Origin of the sequence: Azospirillum palustre (assembly GCF_002573965.1) — a bacterium.
GTDB classification, from domain to species: Bacteria; Pseudomonadota; Alphaproteobacteria; order Azospirillales; family Azospirillaceae; genus Azospirillum; species Azospirillum palustre.
Genome location: NZ_PDKW01000043.1, coordinates 966,105 through 984,179 on the forward strand (window position 1 = coordinate 966,105; position 18,075 = coordinate 984,179).

Genomic DNA, 18,075 nt, shown 5'->3' on the forward strand with positions numbered 1-18,075 from the left:
AATATAATTCTCACATAAACCTGTTGTTCTTCGGGAAGCCGTTCGGCGGCATCTTGCCCTGGCCGGCGCGGTCGCCCATCCAACCGGTCAGGTCGGTGACGTTGAAGTTGCGTTCGCCGTTCTTCCAGCTCAGTCCCTCGGCCAGCGTGAAGGTCTTCACGTCGGCGACGCTGGCGTCCTTGTACTTCTGAAGCTGGACGCCCTTGCCGCGGGTCATCACCGGCACCTGCTCCAGCGGGAAGACCAGCATCTTGCGGTTGTTGCCGATGATGGCGAGCGTATCGCCGCTCACCGGCTGGCAGATGCGGGCGGACTTGCCGTCTTCCAGGTTCAGAACCTGCTTGCCGGCGCGGGTCTGGGCCAGCACCTCCGCCTCCTCGACGCGGAAGCCGCGGCCGTCCTCCGACACCACCAGCAGGGTGCGGCCGGGCTGGTGGCGGAACAGGTCGACGATGTCGACGTCGTTGCCGAGGTCGATCATCAGCCGGACCGGCTCGCCGAAGCCACGGCCGCGCGGCAGCTTGTCGACGCCGATGGTGAAGAACTTGCCGTTGCTGGCGAAGACCAGAAGCTTGTCAGTCGTCTCGCACCGTTCGATGAAGCCGCGCTCGTCGCCGTCCTTGTACTTCACGTCCTCCGCCTCGGCGTCGGTCAGGTGGCCGCGCACCGTGCGGATCCAGCCCTTGGCCGAGCAGAGGACGGTCACCGGCTCGCGCTCGACCAGTGCGTCCAGCGGCACCTCGATCACCGTCGGCGCGTCGGCCACGTCGGTGCGCCGCTTGCCGAGTGCGCCGGCGCCGAACTTCTTCTTGATCTCGGCCACGCCCTCGGCGATGCGCTTCCAGCGCAGGGTATCGTCGCCGAGCAGCTCCAGCAGGCCGTTCTTCTCGGTGGTCAGCGCCTCGTGCTCGCGCCGGATCTCCATCTCCTCCAGCTTGCGCAGGTTGCGCAGGCGCATGTTGAGGATGGCGTCGGCCTGCACGTCGGTCAGGGTGAAGGCGCGGATCAGCTCCTGCTTCGGCTCGTCCTCCTCGCGGATGATGCGGATGACCTCGTCCAGGTTCAGGTACGCGGCGAGATAGCCGCCGAGAACCTCAAGGCGATGGTCGATCTGCTTCAGCCGGTGGGTGGAGCGGCGGACCAGCACCTCGTGCCGGTGGTCGAGGAAGGCCTGGAGCACCTCGCGCAGGTTCATCACCCGCGGCACATGGTCGGCGCCCAGCACGTTCATGTTCATCGAGAAGCGGATTTCCAGGTCGGTGGCCTGGAACAGCGAGGCCATCAGCACCTCGGGATCCACGTTGCGGTTCTTCGGCACCAGGACGAGGCGGACGTCCTCCGCCGATTCGTCGCGCACGTCGTCCAGCAGGATCAGCTTCTTGGCCAACAGCAGCTCGGCGATCTTCTCGACCAGCCGGGCCTTCTGCACCTGATAGGGCATTTCGGTGACGACGATCTGCCACGTGCCCTGACCCAGCTTCTCCACCTCCCAGCGGGCGCGCAGGCGGAAGGCGCCGCGGCCGGTGCGGTAGGCCTCGATCACATTCTGCCGCGACTCGACCAGCAGGCCGCCGGTGGGGAAGTCCGGGCCGGGCATGAAGCCGACCAGCGTCTCGATGCTGGCATCGCGGTGCTTGATCAGGTGGCGCAGCGCGTCGCAGATCTCGCCGACATTGTGCGGCGGGATGTTGGTGGCCATGCCGACGGCGATGCCGCTCGACCCGTTGGCCAGCAGGTTGGGGAAATTGGCGGGCAGGACCGCCGGCTCGTCGCCGTCGCCGTCATAGGTCGGGCGGAAATCGACCGCGTCCTCGTCGATGCCCTCCAGCAGGGCCTTGGCGACCTCGGTCAGGCGGGCTTCGGTGTATCGCATCGCCGCGGCGTTATCGCCGTCGATGTTGCCGAAATTGCCCTGGCCGTCGACCAGCGGGTAACGGACGGAGAAGTCCTGCGCCAGCCGCACCAGCGCGTCGTAGACGGAGGTGTCGCCGTGCGGATGGAACTTGCCGATCACGTCGCCGACGACGCGGGCCGACTTCTTGGGCGGCGTTGTCGGCTCCAGACGGAGCTGGCTCATGGCGAACAGCAGTCGTCGGTGCACCGGCTTCAGCCCGTCGCGCACGTCGGGCAGCGAGCGGGACATGATGGTGGACAGCGCGTAGCTGAGATACCGCTCGCCGAGCGCGTCGGCCAGCGGCTTTTCCAGGATTTCGGAGGCAGGGTTTTGCGGCTTCATGATGATGGGGTCTAGCAGTTTCAGGCGGAGCGCGCTACCGCGTTCGCGTAACGTTCTCTCAAGCGCTCACGCGCGGGCGGCAGCGGGCCGTTCAGCACGTGGCGTTCCAGGAAATGCGCGGTCAGCCGAAGCCCATCCGCCACCGCGGCAGGTCCGCCGCCGCCGCGCCCAGCCAGGAAATCGGGCAGGGGAAGCAGCCGGTCGCGGTAGGGTTCCCCCACCGATGCGGTCACGGCGCGGCCGGTGCGCGGGCTGACATAGGCGAGGTAGTCGTTGGCCCCCGACACCGCGCAGCGGTCGAGGTCGAGGCCGAATCCAAGCTCGGCCAGCAGCCCGATCTCCCACCGCACATAGGTCTCCGCCCAGGCCGGCCCGTCCAGCAGGCCGAACAGGGCGAGCAGCCCGTCGAACAGGGCAGGGTGTGCCTCCCGCTCCGGCAGCGCCGCCTCCACCAGCGCGCAGGCGCTGATCAGGGCGGCCAGCGCCTGGGCGTCGTCGAAGAAGTTGGCGGCATAGCCCTTCACCGACTCCAGCGTGAAATGGCCGAGATGCTCGGGCAGCCGGCCGCGCCAGCGGGCATGGACCAGGGTTCCCGGCTCCAGCGTGCCGCGCTGGCGCACGGAGCGTCCGCCCATCACCATGCCGGCATGGCGGCCGTGTTCGCGCGTCAGCACAGTCGCGACGGCGGACCCTTCCCCCTGGGGGCGGGAGGACAGAACGATTCCCTGATCGGACCAATCCATCGGTGCCGGTTTCGGAAGAGGTGGCGAGCTATCCTAATATAGGAAAAAATTTCGCAGAAGGAACCCTCGGCAACCGCGATAACGGCGTGCTTGGAGCATTTATGGTTTCTTCACCAAAATGCCCATACCATCGGACCCTCAACGGTGGGAGGCCCCACCAATCGCTGACCGCCGACAGGTCCGACGAGGGGTCTTGAACACCAACATCGACCGATATCTGCTGGCGGAAAAGGCCGGAACCGAAGGCGTCTGGGATTGGGACCTGCGCAGCGACACGCTGTACCTCTCCCCCCGCTTCAAGGATTTCCTTGGGCTGCCGCCGGGCGATTCCAGCCGCGAATCCAACCGGCCGAACGACTGGCTTTCGCTGGTCCATCCGGAGGACGTCGACTGGCTGCATGCCTCGTTCGAGGCGCAGATGGTCGGGCTGTCCGTCCCCTTCCAGATCGAACACCGCGTCCGCCGCGCCGATGCGTCCGCTGCGGCGAAGCCGCACTGGCGCTGGCTGGTCTGCCGCGGTATGGCGGTGATGGACGATTCGGGCGAGCCGATCCGGCTTGTCGGGTCGGTCGCCGACATCACCGACCGCAAGCATGCCGAACAGGAGCTGCGCCGCAGCGAGGAACGCTATGCGCTCGCCGCCGCCGCCAGCAATGACGGGCTCTACGACTGGGATCTGCTCACCGACCGCGTCTATTACTCGCCGCGCTGGGCCTCGCTTCTCGGGCTGTCGCCGGCGGACCTGACCGACGAGCCGCAGGAGTGGCTGGGCCGCATCCTTGCTGCCGACCGCGCCATCCTGACCGATGCGATGGCCTCCCTCGGCCGGGCGGAGCCCGAATCGGAGACCGGGGCGGAAGCGGCCTTCCAGGTCGAATACCGCATGCGCAACGCCGCCGGGGCGATCCGCTGGATGGCCTGCCGCGGCATCGCCGTTCTGGACGCCGCGGGCAAGCCGATCCGCCTCGTCGGCAGCCAAGCCGACGTGACAGACCGCAAGACCGCCGAACAGCGCCTGCGCCAGAGCGAGGAGCGCTACGCCCTCGCCGCAGCCGGGGCCGCCGATGGGCTGTGGGACTGGCACATCGACAGCGGCGAGGTCTATTACTCGCCGCGCTGGAAGGCGATGCTGGGATTCGAGGAGGCGGAGATCGCCGGCTCCGTCGACGAATGGTTCAACCGGGTCCTGCCGGGCGATCTGGACGGGCTGCGCACCGCGATCGGCCTGCATCTGGTCGGCGAGCGTCCGCACCTGCAGCACGAGTTCCGCATCCGCGGCAAGGGCGGACAGGAGATGTGGATGCTGGTGCGCGGGCTGGCCGTCCGCAACGAGAAGGGCTTTGCGGTCCGCATGGCCGGCTCGATGACCGACATCACGGCGCGCAAGAAGGCCGAACAGCAGATCCTGTTCAACGCCGTCCACGATAGCATGACCGGCCTGCCGAACCGCATGCTTCTGCTGGACCGCATCGGGCAGGCGCTCGACCGCAACCGCCGTGCCGGCTCCCGTCCCTTCGCCACCATCATCATCGACCTCGACCGTTTCAAGGCGATCAACGACGCGCTCGGCACCAGCGCCGGCGACCGCATGCTGCGCATCGTCGCCGAGCGCCTGGACGTCAGCCGCCGCGTCGGCGACACGCTGGCCCGGCTGTCCGCCGACGAGTTCGCCGTGCTGGTGGACGAGATGGACGATGCCGGCGACGCGCTGGAGGCGGCGGAGCGGATGGCCCGCGCCATCTCCCGCCCGGTGACGCTGGCCGAGGGGCACGACGTGGTGCTGACCGCCTCCATCGGCGTGGCCTTGAGCCAGACCGGCTACGAGCGGGCGGAGGACATGCTGCGCGACGCCAGCCTCGCCATGTACCGCGCCAAAAGCGGCGGGCGCGCGCGCATCGACGTGTTCGATGCCAATCTGCGCCGGCAGGCGATGGCGGCGATGCGCATGGAAGCCGACCTGCGCGCCGCGCTGGAGCAGGGGCAGCTCTGCCTGCATTACCAGCCCATCGTCCTGCTGGAGACCGGCGCCATCGCCGGCTTCGAGGCGCTGATGCGCTGGAACCATCCGGACCGCGGTCTGGTGTCTCCGCTGGAGTTCATCCCGCTGGCCGAGGAGACCGGGCTGATCGCGCCGATGGGCCGCTGGGCGCTGGGACAGGCGGTGCGGCAGTTGGCGGCGTGGCAGGCGCGCTTTCCCAGGCCCGTGCCGCTGTTCATGAGCGTCAACGTCTCGACCCGCCAGTTCCGCGACGACGACATCGTCGGCGCCGTGCGCGACCTGCTGGACGAGGTGCCGATCCCGCCGTCCAGCCTGAAGCTGGAACTGACCGAGAGCCTGCTGGTCCAGGATCCGGACGAATGCCGGATGCTGATGCAGAGCCTGCGCGACATGGACGTGCGGCTGTCGATCGACGATTTCGGCACCGGCTATTCGTCGCTGGCCTATCTGCACAAGCTGCCGGTGGATGTGCTGAAGATCGACCGCAGCTTCGTCCGCGCGGTGACGACGGGGGAGGGCAACGCCGCCATCGTCCAGGTCATCGCCGGGCTTGCCACCATTTTGCGGCTGGATTGCGTGGCGGAAGGGGTGGAAACGGCGGACGAAGCGGTGTATCTGCGCGGTCTGTGCCAATACGCCCAAGGCTACCACTTCGCCCGTCCCGCCCTGCCGGAAGCGGTGGAGCGGCTTCTGGCCGCCGAGGACGAGCACATCGCCCTGCCAGCATCGGCGTAGAGCCGCTGCAAGCCGTCGTTATTTGGAGTTTCCGTGATGTCCGACCGCAACTGCGGTGAATGCACCCTGTGCTGCAAGCTGATGGGCGTGCCAGAGCTGAAGAAGCCCTCCGCCAAGTGGTGCGCCTCCTGCGACCAGGGCAAGGGCTGCTCGATCTACGAGGAGCGGCCGCAATCCTGCCGGAACTTCCAGTGCTTCTGGCTGATGGACGAGAATTTCCCCGACGAGTTCCGCCCCGACCGCATCCACGCGCTGGCCGCCTTCAACGACGTGAAGGACAGTTGCGTCCTGCATGTCGACCCTGCCAAGCCGCGCGCCATGGGCAGCCCCGAGGTACAGGCGCTGACCGATGCGCTGCTGAAGGTCTACTCGAAGGTGTTTTTCCTGTGCGGCAAGGAAAGCGCGATGATGCAGCGCTGAGGGGCCGGGGGGGATGCCGGGCGGAGGCCCGCCCCCCGCTTCTGTTACCGCTGAAGCCCGCTGTTGTGGACGTTCACCGCATCCTCGATGCCGACCGCCAGCATGCGGGCGACACAGTCGTATCCGGCGTCGTTCCCATGGACACCGTCCGGCCCGATCAGGTCGGCCATGGTCATCCCACGGGTTTCCACCAGCGACCGCATCACGTCATAGCGGTGGAAGAGCCCGATGCGGTTGTCGGCGGCGATCCCAGCGATGCGGGTCAGCATCGGGGCGACGCCGGTCTTTTCCAGCATCTTCGGGGAATATTGCAGGTCCATCAGCACCACCTCGACCCCGGCGGCGCGCAAACGCGCCACACCCTGGCGGACCGACCGCTCGCTCAAGGACTGGTCGCCGTCGCGCAGCACCGTGTTCGCGCCCACCTGCCAGATCACCAGATCGGGTCTGGTGGCCAACGCGTCGGCCTCGATCCGCTTTTCGGTCTGGTCGTCGGTCTCGCCATTGATTCCGCGGTTTAGGACCGCGATGTCGGCGTTGCGGAACCGCTCGCTCAGATAATGGTCGAGCCGGGCCGGATAGGCCTTGTCCGGCGCACTCGCCCCCGCCCCGGCGGTTGAAGAGGAGCCGATGGCGACGATGCGGATCGGCGCGCCCGTCGCGATGCGCTGCGACAGTTGCGTCAGCGGGATCGACAGCGCGGACTCGCTCCGCGGAAGCTGGCAGTTGGCGGGTGCCGCGGACTCTGCCGCCGGGGCCGGAACGGAAACGGCCAGGTTGGCGATGGTCAGGGTGGCGATCAGCGACAGCATGCGGACGGCGGACGGCAGGACAGACCTCAATTGCTCGCTCCGGTGCGTCGGCCGATCGACAGAGGGTCGATCATCGTCGCGACGCTTTGTGCCAGCAATTGTCCGATGCATTGGTGAACGAATTCATAAGAACGCCGTTTCGCCTCGTCCGATTCGTCGGCGAAATCGACCCGGCCGTCCTCCACCCAATGCCGCATGATGTCGTAGCGGGGGAAGTGGAAGACGTCGGAACTCTGGGACAGCCAGGACATGTAGGACACGTAGGGCGCGAAGTCGATCAGCTGCGCGGTGTGCATGCTGTACTGCATGTCCATGATGACGATGTCGGCGCCGCGGCGCTGGACCTCGGCGATTCCCGACTGCAGCGCCGTGCCGAAACTCTCCAGATCCAGGCTGCGCATGGCGTCGACCGTGCCGGTCTGCCAGACCACCAGCGCCGGCCGCTGGTCCTCCACCGCCTGGGTCAGCGGGGCGACCATCGCCGGGGCCGCTTCGCCGGGAAGGCTCAGCACGGCGGTGCTGACCTCGCGGCCGGGAAGACGGCGCTTCAGCTCGCTTTCAAGCCGGGCGGGATAGCCGGCGATGCCGGGCTTGGGCGGGGATTTCGCGGAATGAACGACCAGCACCGACAGGGGCCGGCCGGCGGCCAGCTGTGCCGACACCCGCGGCAGACCGCTGCCGGGGGTGAGGACGGACTCGGGTACGGCACAGGCGGGATCGACGGATGGGACGACGGGCTGGCCGGCCAGGAGGCGATCCGGCGAAGCGAACAGCGCGGCCGCCAGCAGGATCGCCGTGACGGTCAGCAATCGCCGCTCCCGCCCTTGCTCCCGCCTTCTCGCCATGCACCCCTCATGTGCCCATCTTCGTCGTGGCAGCAACCCGGTGGCGCCGCGCCCGCTCCGCCGACTGGTACCAGTTCAGGAAGCGCGCCATCAGCACCATCATGGCGATGCCGAGCACGGTAACAAGGAACTGGGCGGAAAGCGAGCCGCTGACATGGACCAGAACCGTCTGGCCGGCGAAGGACAGCAGCACGCCCAGGCAGAACACATGCAACGACTGTTTCCCGCAGGCGAGCAGCGGGGCGGCCAGCGGTCCGCGCAGCCAGGACGCCCCTGCCGGCACCAGCCACAGCACCAGATAGGCCAGCGCGAAGAAATGCAGCAGGCGCAGCGGGTCGAGGTCGGTCTTGCTGATGGGATAGAGGATCTCGGTCAGCCACACCGGGATCAACGCGTGCAGCGGGGCGAATTTCCAGGACAGCGTCAGGAACAGGCTGGCCAGCAGGACCGCCCCGGCGGCGGCGGCCACCGGCCGGCGGAATCGGGCCAGCGCCGTCCGAACATCCGGCTGGAATTGCAGAGACGCGCCCAGCACGAACAGGAACTGCCAAGTGAAGGGGTTGAAGTACCAGACGCCGCCGTCCGGGTAGGTCGGCAGGTTCCACCCCCACTGCCGCGCCGCCAGATAGAGCGCCGCCGATCCCGCCAGCACCCCCAGCGGCCGGCGGCGCAGGGCCGGCAGGAGAAGCGCCATCGACAGCAGAAGCACGATGTAGAGCGGCAGAACATCCAGGTTCGCCGGCCGGAATTTAAGCAGGATGGCCTGGGTCAGGGCGGTGACCGGGTCCTGGAAATAGCCGGCGATGCCCATCTCCTCCGCGAACAGCGGACTGTCGAAGGCGCGGGCGGTGTAGGCGATCTGCGCGGTGTAGGCGAAGAACAGGATGATGTAGGTGGCGTACAGCGTCCAGCAGCGGTGCAGCACCTGTGCCGCCGCCATCGGCATTCCCTGCCGGTCCAGCGTCCGGCCATAGACCAGGGCGGCGGTGTAGCCGGAGATGAAGACGAAGATCTCGGTGGCGTCGCTCAGCCCGAAATTCCGCGGCGTGGCCCACGAGATCTGGTTGGCCGGAATGTGGTTCACGAAGATGAACCACAGGGCCAGACCGCGGAAGAAGTCCAGCCGCAGGTCGCGTGCCGCCGTCTCGTTCCCGCTCTCCGCCGCAGTTCCTTCCCTCATGGCCGCGCCTTTCATGGCCGTTCTACCTGCAAGTGTCTGCTCCGCCCTCATCAACAATTCAGCCGGGCCCGGTTCCCGGGGCGCGCCTTGCAAAAGATGGGGGTGCCGACGCAGGAGTCGAGACATTAAGCGTCGAGTGGGCCGGGAATGAGGTTGGGCCGTTGTCGGGGGCGATGGTTGAATGGAACCCGCGGCTTCGCGCCGCAGCCTTAAACCTCTGAAATACAGACCTCAATTCCCGTTCGCACTTGATCCGGACCGTTTGCTTCCTGCATAATCCGGACAGCAAAAGAAAGCTGGGGCGGATCGGCCGGAAGGCCGGCGGCAAACCCGGATGGACGGGAGGAAACGCACACCAACGACGGGATGCCGCGGGACTGGACGGGGGCGCTTTGCGCCGGGGTCCGCCGGTTTCGCGGTTCCCCGCGGTGCGCTGTCCGGGTCGGTCGAGCGTGCATCCCACTCATTCCCGCTTTCCCCGCTCACCCGGTTTCGTCCGGTCCTGTGAGGGACGGGGCCTTGACGGGTGCGGTCCGGCCGCCCCCAGTGCGGGGTGTCCGCCGGTCCGGCGACAAGAACACATAACGAGAATGGACAAGGGAGCTTCTGGATGAAACGTCGTGCATTTCTGACCTCCGCCGGTGTGGGCGTCGCCGCCAGCACGCTTGCCGCCCCCGCCATCGCCCAGTCCGCGCCCGAGATCAAGTGGCGCTGCGCCTCCAGCTTCCCCAAGAGCCTCGACACCATCTACGGTGGTGCGGAGTTCGTGGCGAAGCGCGTGGCCGAGCTGACGGACGGCAAGTTCCAGATCCGCGTCTTCGCGGCTGGTGAAATCGTTCCGGCGCTCCAGGTTCTGGACGCGGTCAAGGACGGCACGATCGAGTGCGGCCACACCGTCTCCTACTATTACGTTGGCAAGGACCCGACCTTCGCCTTCGATGCGGCGATGCCGTTCGGCCTGAACGCCCGCCAGCAGAACGCCTGGATGACCCATGGCGGCGGCAAGGAGCTGATGGCGGAGTTCTTCGCCGGCCACAACCTCGTCGCCATCGGCGCCGGCAACACCGGCACCCAGATGGGCGGCTGGTTCCGCAAGGAAATCAAGACGGTCGAGGACCTGAAGGGCCTGAAGTTCCGCATCGGCGGCTACGCCGGCACCATCATGGCCAAGCTGGGCGTCGTGCCGCAGCAGATCGGCGGCGGCGACATCTATCCGGCGCTGGAGAAGGGCACCATCGACGGCGCCGAGTTCGTCGGCCCCTATGACGACGAGAAGCTCGGCTTCCAGAAGGTCGCCAAATACTACTACTATCCCGGCTGGTGGGAAGGCGGCCCGCAGGTCTCCATGCTGTTCGGCAAGGAGAAGTTCGAATCGCTGCCGCCGACCTACAAGGCGGCCCTTCAGGCGGCCTGCGCCGACGCCACGCTGGACATGCTGGGCAAGTACGATGTCCAGAACATGACCGCGCTGAAGCGCCTGGTCGCCGGCGGCACCCAGCTGCGCCCGTTCCCGAACGAGGTGATGCAGGCCTGCTATCAGGCCGCCATCGAGGTGTACGAGGACGAGGCGGCGAAGAACGAGAAGTTCCGCAAGGTCTACGACGCGTGGAAGAAGTTCCGCGAGGAAGAGTATCTGTGGTTCCGCGTCGCCGAATACAGCTTCGACCGCTTCGTCTACGCGGCCCCGCCGCTTGAGAGGAAGAAGTAAGCTTCTCCTGGAAGGGGGCGGGCTGCCGCCCCCTTCCTCGCGACTCCTAAACCTCGATCACCAGCCCATCGTAAGCCGGCTCGACCCCCTCAGGCAGAATCCGCCGCAGGCTGTCGTAGTCCATCGTGTTGTCCATGTGGGTCAGATAGGCCCGCCGTGGCTGCACCCGTTCGATCCACTCCAGCGTCAGCGCCAGATGCGCGTGCACCGGATGTGGCGGCTCGATGCGCCCGCAATCGACCATCCAGGTGTCCACGCCAGCCAGCGCCTCGAAGGCCCGGTCGTCCAGCCGCACCACGTCGGTCGAATAGGCGAAGCTGCCGAACCGGTAGCCGACCGTCCGCATGTAGCCGTGGTCCTGCTCGAACGGCGTGACCTCCAGCCCCTTCACGCTGAACGGCCCGTCGATGCGGTGCGACTTCAGCACCGGCCGGTAGAAGGGATAGCCGTCGGGCAGCGGTTCGAAACAGTAGGGAAAGCGCACCTCGATGTCGCGCAGATGCTCGTCCCAGCCATAGGCGTCGATCGGCGCATGCATCTGCCGGCAGATCTCGCGGACCTCGTCGATGCCGTGGCAATGGTCGGCATGCTGGTGCGTCCACAAAACGGCGTCCAGCCGTGCGCAGCCGCTGTCCAGCAGCTGCTGCCGCAGGTCGGGGGAGGTGTCGACCAGCACCGAAACGCCGGCCCGCTCGACCAGAACCGACGGGCGCATGCGCCGGTTCTTCGGATTGGCGGGGTCGCAGCGGCCCCATTGGCCGCCCGGAACCCCGGCGATCACCGGCACGCCGCGTGACCCGCCGCAACCGAGGACGGTCACGCGCATCGTGTCGGTTGATGCGCCGTCCACCGTCATACAGCAGCCTTGGCGAACAGGCGGAAGAAGTTGTCGGTGGTGACGCGGGCCAGTTCCTCCGCCGACACGCCCTTCACCTCCGCCACGCAGGCCGCGGTGTGGGCGACATAGGCCGGCTCGTTGCGCTTGCCGCGGAAGGGGATCGGCGCCAGATAGGGCGCGTCCGTCTCCACCAGGATGCGGTCGAGCGGAACGTCCTTCACGATGGCGCGCAGCTCGTCCGACTTCTTGAAGGTGACGATCCCCGACAGCGACAGGGTGAAGCCGTACTCCACAGCCTCCTCCGCCAGCGCCCGGCCGGAGCTGAAGCAGTGCAGCAGCCCCTTCACCGGCTGGCCGGCCGCTTCCTCCTTAACGATGCGCATGGTGTCGTCGTCGGCATCGCGGGTGTGGATGATCAGCGGCAGGCCGGTTTCCAGGCTGGCGCGGATGTGCCGGCGGAAACACTCCTGCTGCTGGTCGCGCGGGCTCTTGTCATAGAAATAGTCGAGCCCGGTCTCGCCCAGCCCGATCACCTTGGGATGGCGCGACAGCTCGACCAGCGTGTCGACGGTGGTGACGGCGAATTCCTCCGCCGCCTGGTGGGGATGGACCCCCACCGTGCAGAGGATGTCGTCATAGCGTTCCGCCACCGCCAGGATGCGGTCGAAGCGGCTGAAGTAGGTGCAGATGGTGACCATCCGCCCGATGCCGGCCTGCCGGGCGCGGTCGACGACCGCGTCCAGCTCTTCGGCGAAATCGGGAAAGTCGAGATGGCAATGGCTGTCGACAAGCATCGGGGGAACTCAGGCCTTCGGTTCTTCGACGTAGCGCGGGAAGACGCCCTGCGGCGTCGGCAGCGGCGTGCCGGCGGCCAGCGCCCCCGACGGACCCAGATTGCCGAAGCCGCGCGCATCCGGACCCAGCGCCAGCAGGTCGAGGATCTTGGCGGAGGCGTCGGGCATCACCGGCTGGGTCAGGATGGCGAGATGGCGGATCGTCTCGGCCAGCACATAGAGCACGGTCGCCATGCGCGCCGGGTCGGTCTTCTTCAGCGCCCACGGCGCCTGTTCGTCGACATAGCGGTTGGCGTCGCCGACCACGGCCCAGATGGCGTCGAGCGCCTTATGGAAGGCCTGCGCCCTGATCTCCGCGCGCACGATGTCCAGCATGCCGTAGGCCGAGCCGAGCAAGGCGTTGTCGGCTTGCGTGAATTCACCCGGCGTCGGCACGGCGGCGCCGCAGTTCTTGCCGATCATCGACAGGACGCGCTGCACCAGATTGCCGTAATCGTTGGCGAGGTTGCCGTTGATCCGGTTGACCATCTGCTTGTGCGAGAAGTCGCCGTCATTGCCGAACGGCACTTCGCGCAGCAGGAAATAGCGGGTCTGGTCGAGGCCGTAGGTGTTGACCAGCGAATCCGGGGCGATGACGTTGCCCAGCGACTTCGACATCTTCTGGCCTTCGATGGTCCACCAGCCATGGGCGAAGACACGGCGGGGCGGCTGGAGACCGGCGGCCATCAGGAAGGCCGGCCAGTAGACGGCGTGGAAGCGCAGGATGTCCTTGCCGACCATGTGCAGGTCGGCCGGCCAGTATTTGGCATAGTCGCCGGTGGTGTCGGGATAGCCGACGGCGGTGATGTAGTTCGCCAGGGCGTCGAGCCAGACATACATGATGTGGGCGTCGTCGCCCGGCACCGGGATGCCCCACTTGAAGGTGGTGCGGCTGACCGACAGGTCCTTCAGGCCCGACTTGACGAAGGACATCACCTCGTTGCGCTTGCCGGCCGGCGCGATGAAATCGGGGTTCTGCTCGTAGAACTCGATCAGCCGGTCCTGCCAGGCCGAGAGCTTGAAGAAGTAGGACGGCTCCTCGACCCATTCGCACTCGGCGCCGGTCGGGGCGATCTTCTTGCCCTCGGCGTTGGTGGTCAGCTCGTCCTCGCCGTAGAAGGCCTCGTCACGGACCGAATACCAGCCGGCATAGGAGCCGAGATAGATCTCGCCGCGATCCTTCAGCAGTGTCCACAGCGCCTGCACCGACTTGACGTGCCGCGGCTCGGTGGTGCGGATGAAGTCGTCGTTGGAATAATTCATCAGCGAGACGAGATCGCGGAAGTTCTGCGACACCCGGTCGGTGAATTCCTGCGGCGCGATGCCGGCCTTCTCCGCCGACTTCTCCACCTTCTGGCCGTGCTCGTCGGTACCGGTCAGGAACTTCACGTCATAGCCGTCGAGGCGCATGAACCGGGCGAGGACGTCGCAGGCAAGCGTCGTGTAGGCGTGGCCGATGTGCGGCACGTCGTTCACGTAATAGATCGGCGTCGTCAGGTAGAAGGTCTTCGGCCCGGCCATTTGCGGCACTTTCTTTCAAGTCAGGTTCAACCGGCAGGTTCTGAAACAACCCTAGGCGGCTGCCGTTTCCAGCGCCGACAGGGCGTTCAGGACCACCTGCTTGCGGTCCAGGTTTGCGGATTCCGCGCGCGCGAAAAGACGCTGAACCTTTTCCCACACCTCCACCCAACGTTCAAGACCGCGGGCGTTCGCCAATCGGGTCATCAGGGCGGCCTCGCCCGGCACCACCTCCGCCGGCCAGGCCCCGCGGGCGAGCGAGCGAGCAAAGCGGGCGAGCCACCAGACCAGCAGCTCGGTCGCCGTCTCGAACATCCCGTCATCCTGTTTGCGGGTCAGCTTGTCGCCGAAGGCGTGCGCCGCGACGATGTCGATGCGCGGCAGGTCGGACAGCAGCCCGATCATCTCGCGGTAGAGCGCCAGGCCACCCGCGTCGGCGAGGTCGATGGCGCGGCCGACGCTGCCCTCCGACAGGCGGGCCAGCGCCGGGCGGTCGTCGGCGGCGATGTCGGGCCGGTGCTGCCCCAGCAGGTCGATCACCGTGTCTTCGGCCAGCGGCTTCAGCGTCAGCTTGCGGCAGCGCGAGCGGATGGTCGGCAGCATGCCGCCGGGATTGTCGCTGACCAGCAGCAGCAGGGCACCGGGCGGCGGCTCCTCCAGGATTTTCAGGATGGCGTTCAGGCCGCTGAGATTCATGCGGTCGGCGCCGTCGATCACCGCTACGCGCCAGCCGCCTTCCGCCGAGGTGCGGCGCAGGAAAGGGCCGATCTTGCGCACGTCGTCGACGGCGATGTCGCGCTTCAGCCGGCCCTTCTTCTCGTCGCGCTGGCGCTCGATGGTCAGCATGTCCGCATGGCCGCCCGACGCCACCCGGCGGAACACCGGATGGTCGGGACCGATGTGCAGCGAGGTGACCGGCGCGGCCCCCCCCATGGAGTCACCGAACAGGCTGTCGCCGGGCGGCTCCTGGGCCAGGACGAACCGGGCGAAGCGGAAGGCCAGCGTCGCCTTGCCGATGCCCGGCGTGCCGCCGATCAGCCAGGCATGCGGCAGCCGGCCGGAGTTCCAGGCCTCCAGCAGCAGCCGTTCCGCCTCGTCATGCCCGACGAGGTCGGGGTTGCGCCGCGGGGCGAGCGCCTCTTCGGCGCCGGGGCCCGCCGGGGCCGGGGTGCGTGCCTTGCTCACGACGCCAGCCCTTGGGCCAGCCCCAGGCGGGTGGCGACGGTGTCCCAGATGCCCGCCTGCACGGTATCGAGGTCGGCATCGGCATCGACCACGGCGCAGCGCTCCGGCTCCCGCCGCGCGATGTCGAGGAAGCCGTCGCGCAGCCTCTGGTGGAAACCGATGTCCATCCGCTCATAGCGGTCCTCGCCGCCATGGCGCGCCACGGCGCGGCGCAGGCCTGTCTCCACATCGATGTCGAGGATCAGCGTCAGGTCGGGACGGAAGCCGCCGAGCGCCGCCGTCTGCAAGGTCTCGATCAGCTCGCGCCCCAGCCCCAGCCCATAGCCCTGATAGGCCATGGTGCTGTCGAAGAAGCGGTCGCACAGCACCCAGGTCCCGGCCTCCAGCGCCGGCCACACCGTGCGCTCCAGATGGTCGCGGCGGGCGGCGGTGTGCAGCAGGGCCTCGGTGGTGGCACTCCAGCGGCCGGTCTCGCCGGTCACCAGCAGGCCGCGGATCTCCTCCGCGCCGGGCGATCCGCCCGGCTCCCGCGTCGTCACAAGCTCGACGCCGCGGGCATGCAGGGAGACGCGCAGGCTGTCGGCCAGACGGCGCAGCTGCGTCGACTTGCCGGCCCCTTCGCCGCCTTCCAGCGTGATGAAGCGGCCGCGCTTGGCGGAAGGAGCCGGGGCGGTCGGCATCGTCGTTACGGTCACAGGCTGTTGCCGAAGACGAGATACTTGGCGGCGGCGAAGGCGCGGCCGAACATGCCGGCCTTCGGCACGTCCTGGGCGGCCACCACCGGCACCTCCTTGCCCGGGAAGCCGGGGGCGGAGATCACCAGCTTGCCGACCGTGTCGCCCTTCTTGATCGGGGCGGCCACCGGGGCGCTGCTGACCAGCGACACCTTCATGCCGGGGCGGTCGGCACGGGCCATCGTCACGCTCAGGTTCTGCGGCACGGTGACCGGGACCATGTCCTGCTCGCCCAGCCAGACCGGAACCTGCTCGATGGTCTCGCCGCCCTTATAGAGGGTGTAGGAAGCGAATTCGCGGAAACCCCACTCGATCAGCCGGGCCGATTCGTCGGCGCGCGCCTGCATGTTGGGCAGGCCGTTGACCACCAGCAGCAGCCGGCGCCCCTCACGCTCGCCCGATGCGGTCAGGCCATAACCGCCGGCGTCGGTGTGTCCGGTCTTCAGCCCGTCGACATTCATGTTGCGGTAGAGCAGCGGGTTGCGGTTGCCCTGGGTGATGCCGTGATACTTGAACTCCCGGATCGAATCGTACTTGTAGAATTCGGGAAAGTCCTTGATCAGCCGTTCGGCCAGGATCGCCAGATCGCGGGCGGTCATGTAGTGGTTGGGGTCGGGCCAGCCGGTGGCATTGGCGAAGTTGCTGCTCTTCAGCCCCAGCTCCTTCGCGCGCTTGGTCGCCTGTTCGGCGAAGGACTGCTCCGACCCGGCCAGCCCCTCGGCCAGCACGATGCAGGCGTCGTTGCCGGACTGGACGATCATGCCCTTCAGCAGGTCGTCGACCTTGATGTTGTTGTGAAGCTCGACGAACATCTTGGAGCCCTGCATCCGCCAGGCCCGCTCGCTGACCGGCAGGGTGCTCTCCAGCGTCAGGCGGCCGCCCTTGATCGCCTCGAACACCATGTAGGCGGTCATGATCTTGCTCATCGACGAGGGCGCCATGCGCTCGTCGGCGTTCTTCTCGAACAGCACGGTGTCAGAGGTCAGATCGACAAGGATCGCCTGCTTGGCGATGGTGTCGAGGGTCGCGGCCTGGACCGAGGCCGCGGTGAAGCCGGCGCCAATCGTGGCCCCGGCCATCGCTATTCCGGCTGTGACAGCAACGGAACGGCCGAAAACGGCACACAGGCGGACGACAACAGCGTTCATGGCAACAATCCTCCAAGGACACTCGGTACAGGCAATAGGGTCGCTGGCGCTCATAGGGAGCGGCCGGGGGTGGTGTCGGGTGGCTGGATCAATCCACCACGATTTTGGCCTCCGTAAGGCCGGCCTGGATGATCTGGTTCAACAGGGTATCCGCCCTGTCGACGCTGTCCAGCGGTCCGACGCGGACGCGGTGCAGGGTCAGGCCGGCGGTCCGCGTCTGGCTGACGCTGGCGCGCTGGCCGATGGACGACAGGCGGGCGCGGGCCTTCGCCACATTCTCCTCGCTGCCGAAGGCGCCGACCTGCACATAGATCGCCTCATGCGCCCTCACCGGCAGCTGCGCCACCACCGGGGCCGGCACGAAGCGGCCCTCCGCCATGCTGCCGGCGACGGTGGCCGGTGGAGGGATCGGGGCGCCGACCACCGGCGCACGGGGAGTGCCGGCGGAGGGAGACAGGGAGGCGGCCTGCGCCGCCGCCGGTCCGGATGGGCCGCTCACCTCGATCCGGCCGCGCGGGGCGGCCTTCGGCGGCGGGCCGTCGACCTCGGCAAGCAGCGGGGCGGGCGTGCCCTGGCGCGCGGCGGCGGCGATGGCCCGGCTTTCCTCCGCCAGGATCTGCACGCGCACCTTGGCGGTGCCGGGCCCGTCGAAGCCCAGCAGCTGGGCGCCGCGCCGCGACATGTCGATGATGCGGCCGTTGGCGTAGGGGCCGCGGTCGTTGACCCGCACGACGATGGACCGGCCGTTATCGAGGTTGGTGACGCGCACCAGGCTCGGCATCGGCAGGGTCTTGTGCGCTGCGGTCAGTTCGTTCTGGTCGTAGATCTCGCCGTTGGCTGTGTTCTTCTCATGGAAGCCGGGGCCGTACCAAGAGGCGATGCCGGTCTCGTCGTAGCTGAAATCTTCCTTGGGATAATACCAGACGCCGTTGATCTGGTAGGGCTTTCCCACCTTGTAGACGCCGCTGGTGGGAAGGCCCGGGCCGGTGCCGGCGGGCTTCTGCGCGCAGGCGGCGAGCGCTGCCACGCCGACCAGCACGACGACCCTGCTCACCCCGCGCCAGCGACGCATCCGCCAATTTCCTTCTTTCCCCGACCCGGCCCGACCGCCAAGGCGGCGGCACTCTAGCGGAGTGGCACC

15 protein-coding genes are annotated in these 18,075 nt (G+C 67.7%); 3 read left to right on the forward strand and 12 right to left on the reverse strand.

Translation table 11 applies throughout. The features are described from left to right. Nucleotides 1–10: 10 nt before the first annotated feature. Nucleotides 11–2,236, reverse strand: coding sequence for a DNA topoisomerase IV subunit A (gene parC / locus CRT60_RS26970; protein WP_098739583.1), 2,226 nt, complete (start codon nucleotides 2,234–2,236; stop codon nucleotides 11–13). Nucleotides 2,237–2,256: 20 nt separating this feature from the next. Beyond that, nucleotides 2,257–2,979: a DNA repair protein RecO gene (gene recO / locus CRT60_RS26975; protein WP_098739584.1), complete on the reverse strand. Its 723-nt coding sequence runs from the start codon at nucleotides 2,977–2,979 to the stop codon at nucleotides 2,257–2,259. A gap of 193 nt (nucleotides 2,980–3,172) precedes the next feature. On the opposite strand from recO, the gene CRT60_RS26980 reads away from it, so the two are divergent. Together CRT60_RS26980 and CRT60_RS26985 are read left to right on the forward strand one after the other, a co-directional pair. After that, complete coding sequence (locus CRT60_RS26980; protein WP_098739585.1) at nucleotides 3,173–5,713, forward strand: sensor domain-containing protein; 2,541 nt, start codon at nucleotides 3,173–3,175, stop codon at nucleotides 5,711–5,713. 36 nt (nucleotides 5,714–5,749) lie between these two features. Continuing rightward, nucleotides 5,750–6,133, forward strand: coding sequence for a hypothetical protein (locus CRT60_RS26985; protein WP_014248010.1), 384 nt, complete (start codon nucleotides 5,750–5,752; stop codon nucleotides 6,131–6,133). Nucleotides 6,134–6,177: 44 nt separating this feature from the next. Here the strand turns inward: CRT60_RS26985 and CRT60_RS26990 are convergent, their stop codons facing one another. Genes CRT60_RS26990 through CRT60_RS27000 form a run of 3 tightly spaced genes read right to left on the reverse strand, consistent with a single transcriptional unit; the run spans nucleotide 6,178 to nucleotide 8,970 of the window. Next, the gene (locus tag CRT60_RS26990; protein WP_244592776.1) at nucleotides 6,178–6,975 is read right to left on the reverse strand and encodes an SGNH/GDSL hydrolase family protein; all 798 of its coding nucleotides are present in this window, start codon (nucleotides 6,973–6,975) and stop codon (nucleotides 6,178–6,180) included. Continuing rightward, nucleotides 6,972–7,754, reverse strand: coding sequence for an SGNH/GDSL hydrolase family protein (locus tag CRT60_RS26995; protein WP_098739586.1), 783 nt, complete (start codon nucleotides 7,752–7,754; stop codon nucleotides 6,972–6,974). The genes CRT60_RS26990 and CRT60_RS26995 overlap by 4 nt, the downstream gene beginning before the upstream one ends. A 43-nt stretch (nucleotides 7,755–7,797) precedes the next feature. Continuing rightward, on the reverse strand, nucleotides 7,798–8,970 hold the full coding sequence (locus CRT60_RS27000) for an OpgC family protein (protein ID WP_098741048.1): 1,173 nt from the start codon (nucleotides 8,968–8,970) through the stop codon (nucleotides 7,798–7,800). Nucleotides 8,971–9,580: 610 nt separating this feature from the next. Between CRT60_RS27000 and CRT60_RS27005 the strand changes: the two genes are divergently transcribed. Continuing rightward, nucleotides 9,581–10,678 carry a TRAP transporter substrate-binding protein gene (locus CRT60_RS27005; protein WP_098739587.1) on the forward strand — a complete coding sequence of 366 codons (1,098 nt, stop codon included), beginning with the start codon at nucleotides 9,581–9,583 and terminating at the stop codon, nucleotides 10,676–10,678. 46 nt (nucleotides 10,679–10,724) lie between these two features. Here CRT60_RS27005 and CRT60_RS27010 read toward each other — a convergent pair whose 3' ends face one another. The 7 genes from CRT60_RS27010 to CRT60_RS27040 form a co-directional block, all read right to left on the reverse strand. Next, the gene (locus tag CRT60_RS27010; RefSeq protein ID WP_244592931.1) at nucleotides 10,725–11,504 is read right to left on the reverse strand and encodes an MBL fold metallo-hydrolase; all 780 of its coding nucleotides are present in this window, start codon (nucleotides 11,502–11,504) and stop codon (nucleotides 10,725–10,727) included. A 26-nt stretch (nucleotides 11,505–11,530) separates the two neighbouring features. Then, nucleotides 11,531–12,310 carry a TatD family hydrolase gene (locus CRT60_RS27015; protein WP_098739589.1) on the reverse strand — a complete coding sequence of 260 codons (780 nt, stop codon included), beginning with the start codon at nucleotides 12,308–12,310 and terminating at the stop codon, nucleotides 11,531–11,533. 9 nt (nucleotides 12,311–12,319) lie between these two features. Further along, nucleotides 12,320–13,870, reverse strand: coding sequence for a methionine--tRNA ligase (gene metG, locus CRT60_RS27020; protein WP_098739590.1), 1,551 nt, complete (start codon nucleotides 13,868–13,870; stop codon nucleotides 12,320–12,322). Nucleotides 13,871–13,921: 51 nt separating this feature from the next. After that, nucleotides 13,922–15,052: a DNA polymerase III subunit delta' gene (locus CRT60_RS27025; RefSeq protein WP_098739591.1), complete on the reverse strand. Its 1,131-nt coding sequence runs from the start codon at nucleotides 15,050–15,052 to the stop codon at nucleotides 13,922–13,924. After that, nucleotides 15,049–15,732 carry a dTMP kinase gene (gene tmk / locus CRT60_RS27030; protein ID WP_098739592.1) on the reverse strand — a complete coding sequence of 228 codons (684 nt, stop codon included), beginning with the start codon at nucleotides 15,730–15,732 and terminating at the stop codon, nucleotides 15,049–15,051. The genes CRT60_RS27025 and tmk overlap by 4 nt, the downstream gene beginning before the upstream one ends. A gap of 11 nt (nucleotides 15,733–15,743) precedes the next feature. After that, nucleotides 15,744–16,934: a D-alanyl-D-alanine carboxypeptidase family protein gene (locus CRT60_RS27035; RefSeq protein ID WP_098739593.1), complete on the reverse strand. Its 1,191-nt coding sequence runs from the start codon at nucleotides 16,932–16,934 to the stop codon at nucleotides 15,744–15,746. 88 nt (nucleotides 16,935–17,022) lie between these two features. Beyond that, the gene (locus CRT60_RS27040; RefSeq protein WP_098739594.1) at nucleotides 17,023–18,006 is read right to left on the reverse strand and encodes a septal ring lytic transglycosylase RlpA family protein; all 984 of its coding nucleotides are present in this window, start codon (nucleotides 18,004–18,006) and stop codon (nucleotides 17,023–17,025) included. Nucleotides 18,007–18,075: the final 69 nt, after the last annotated feature.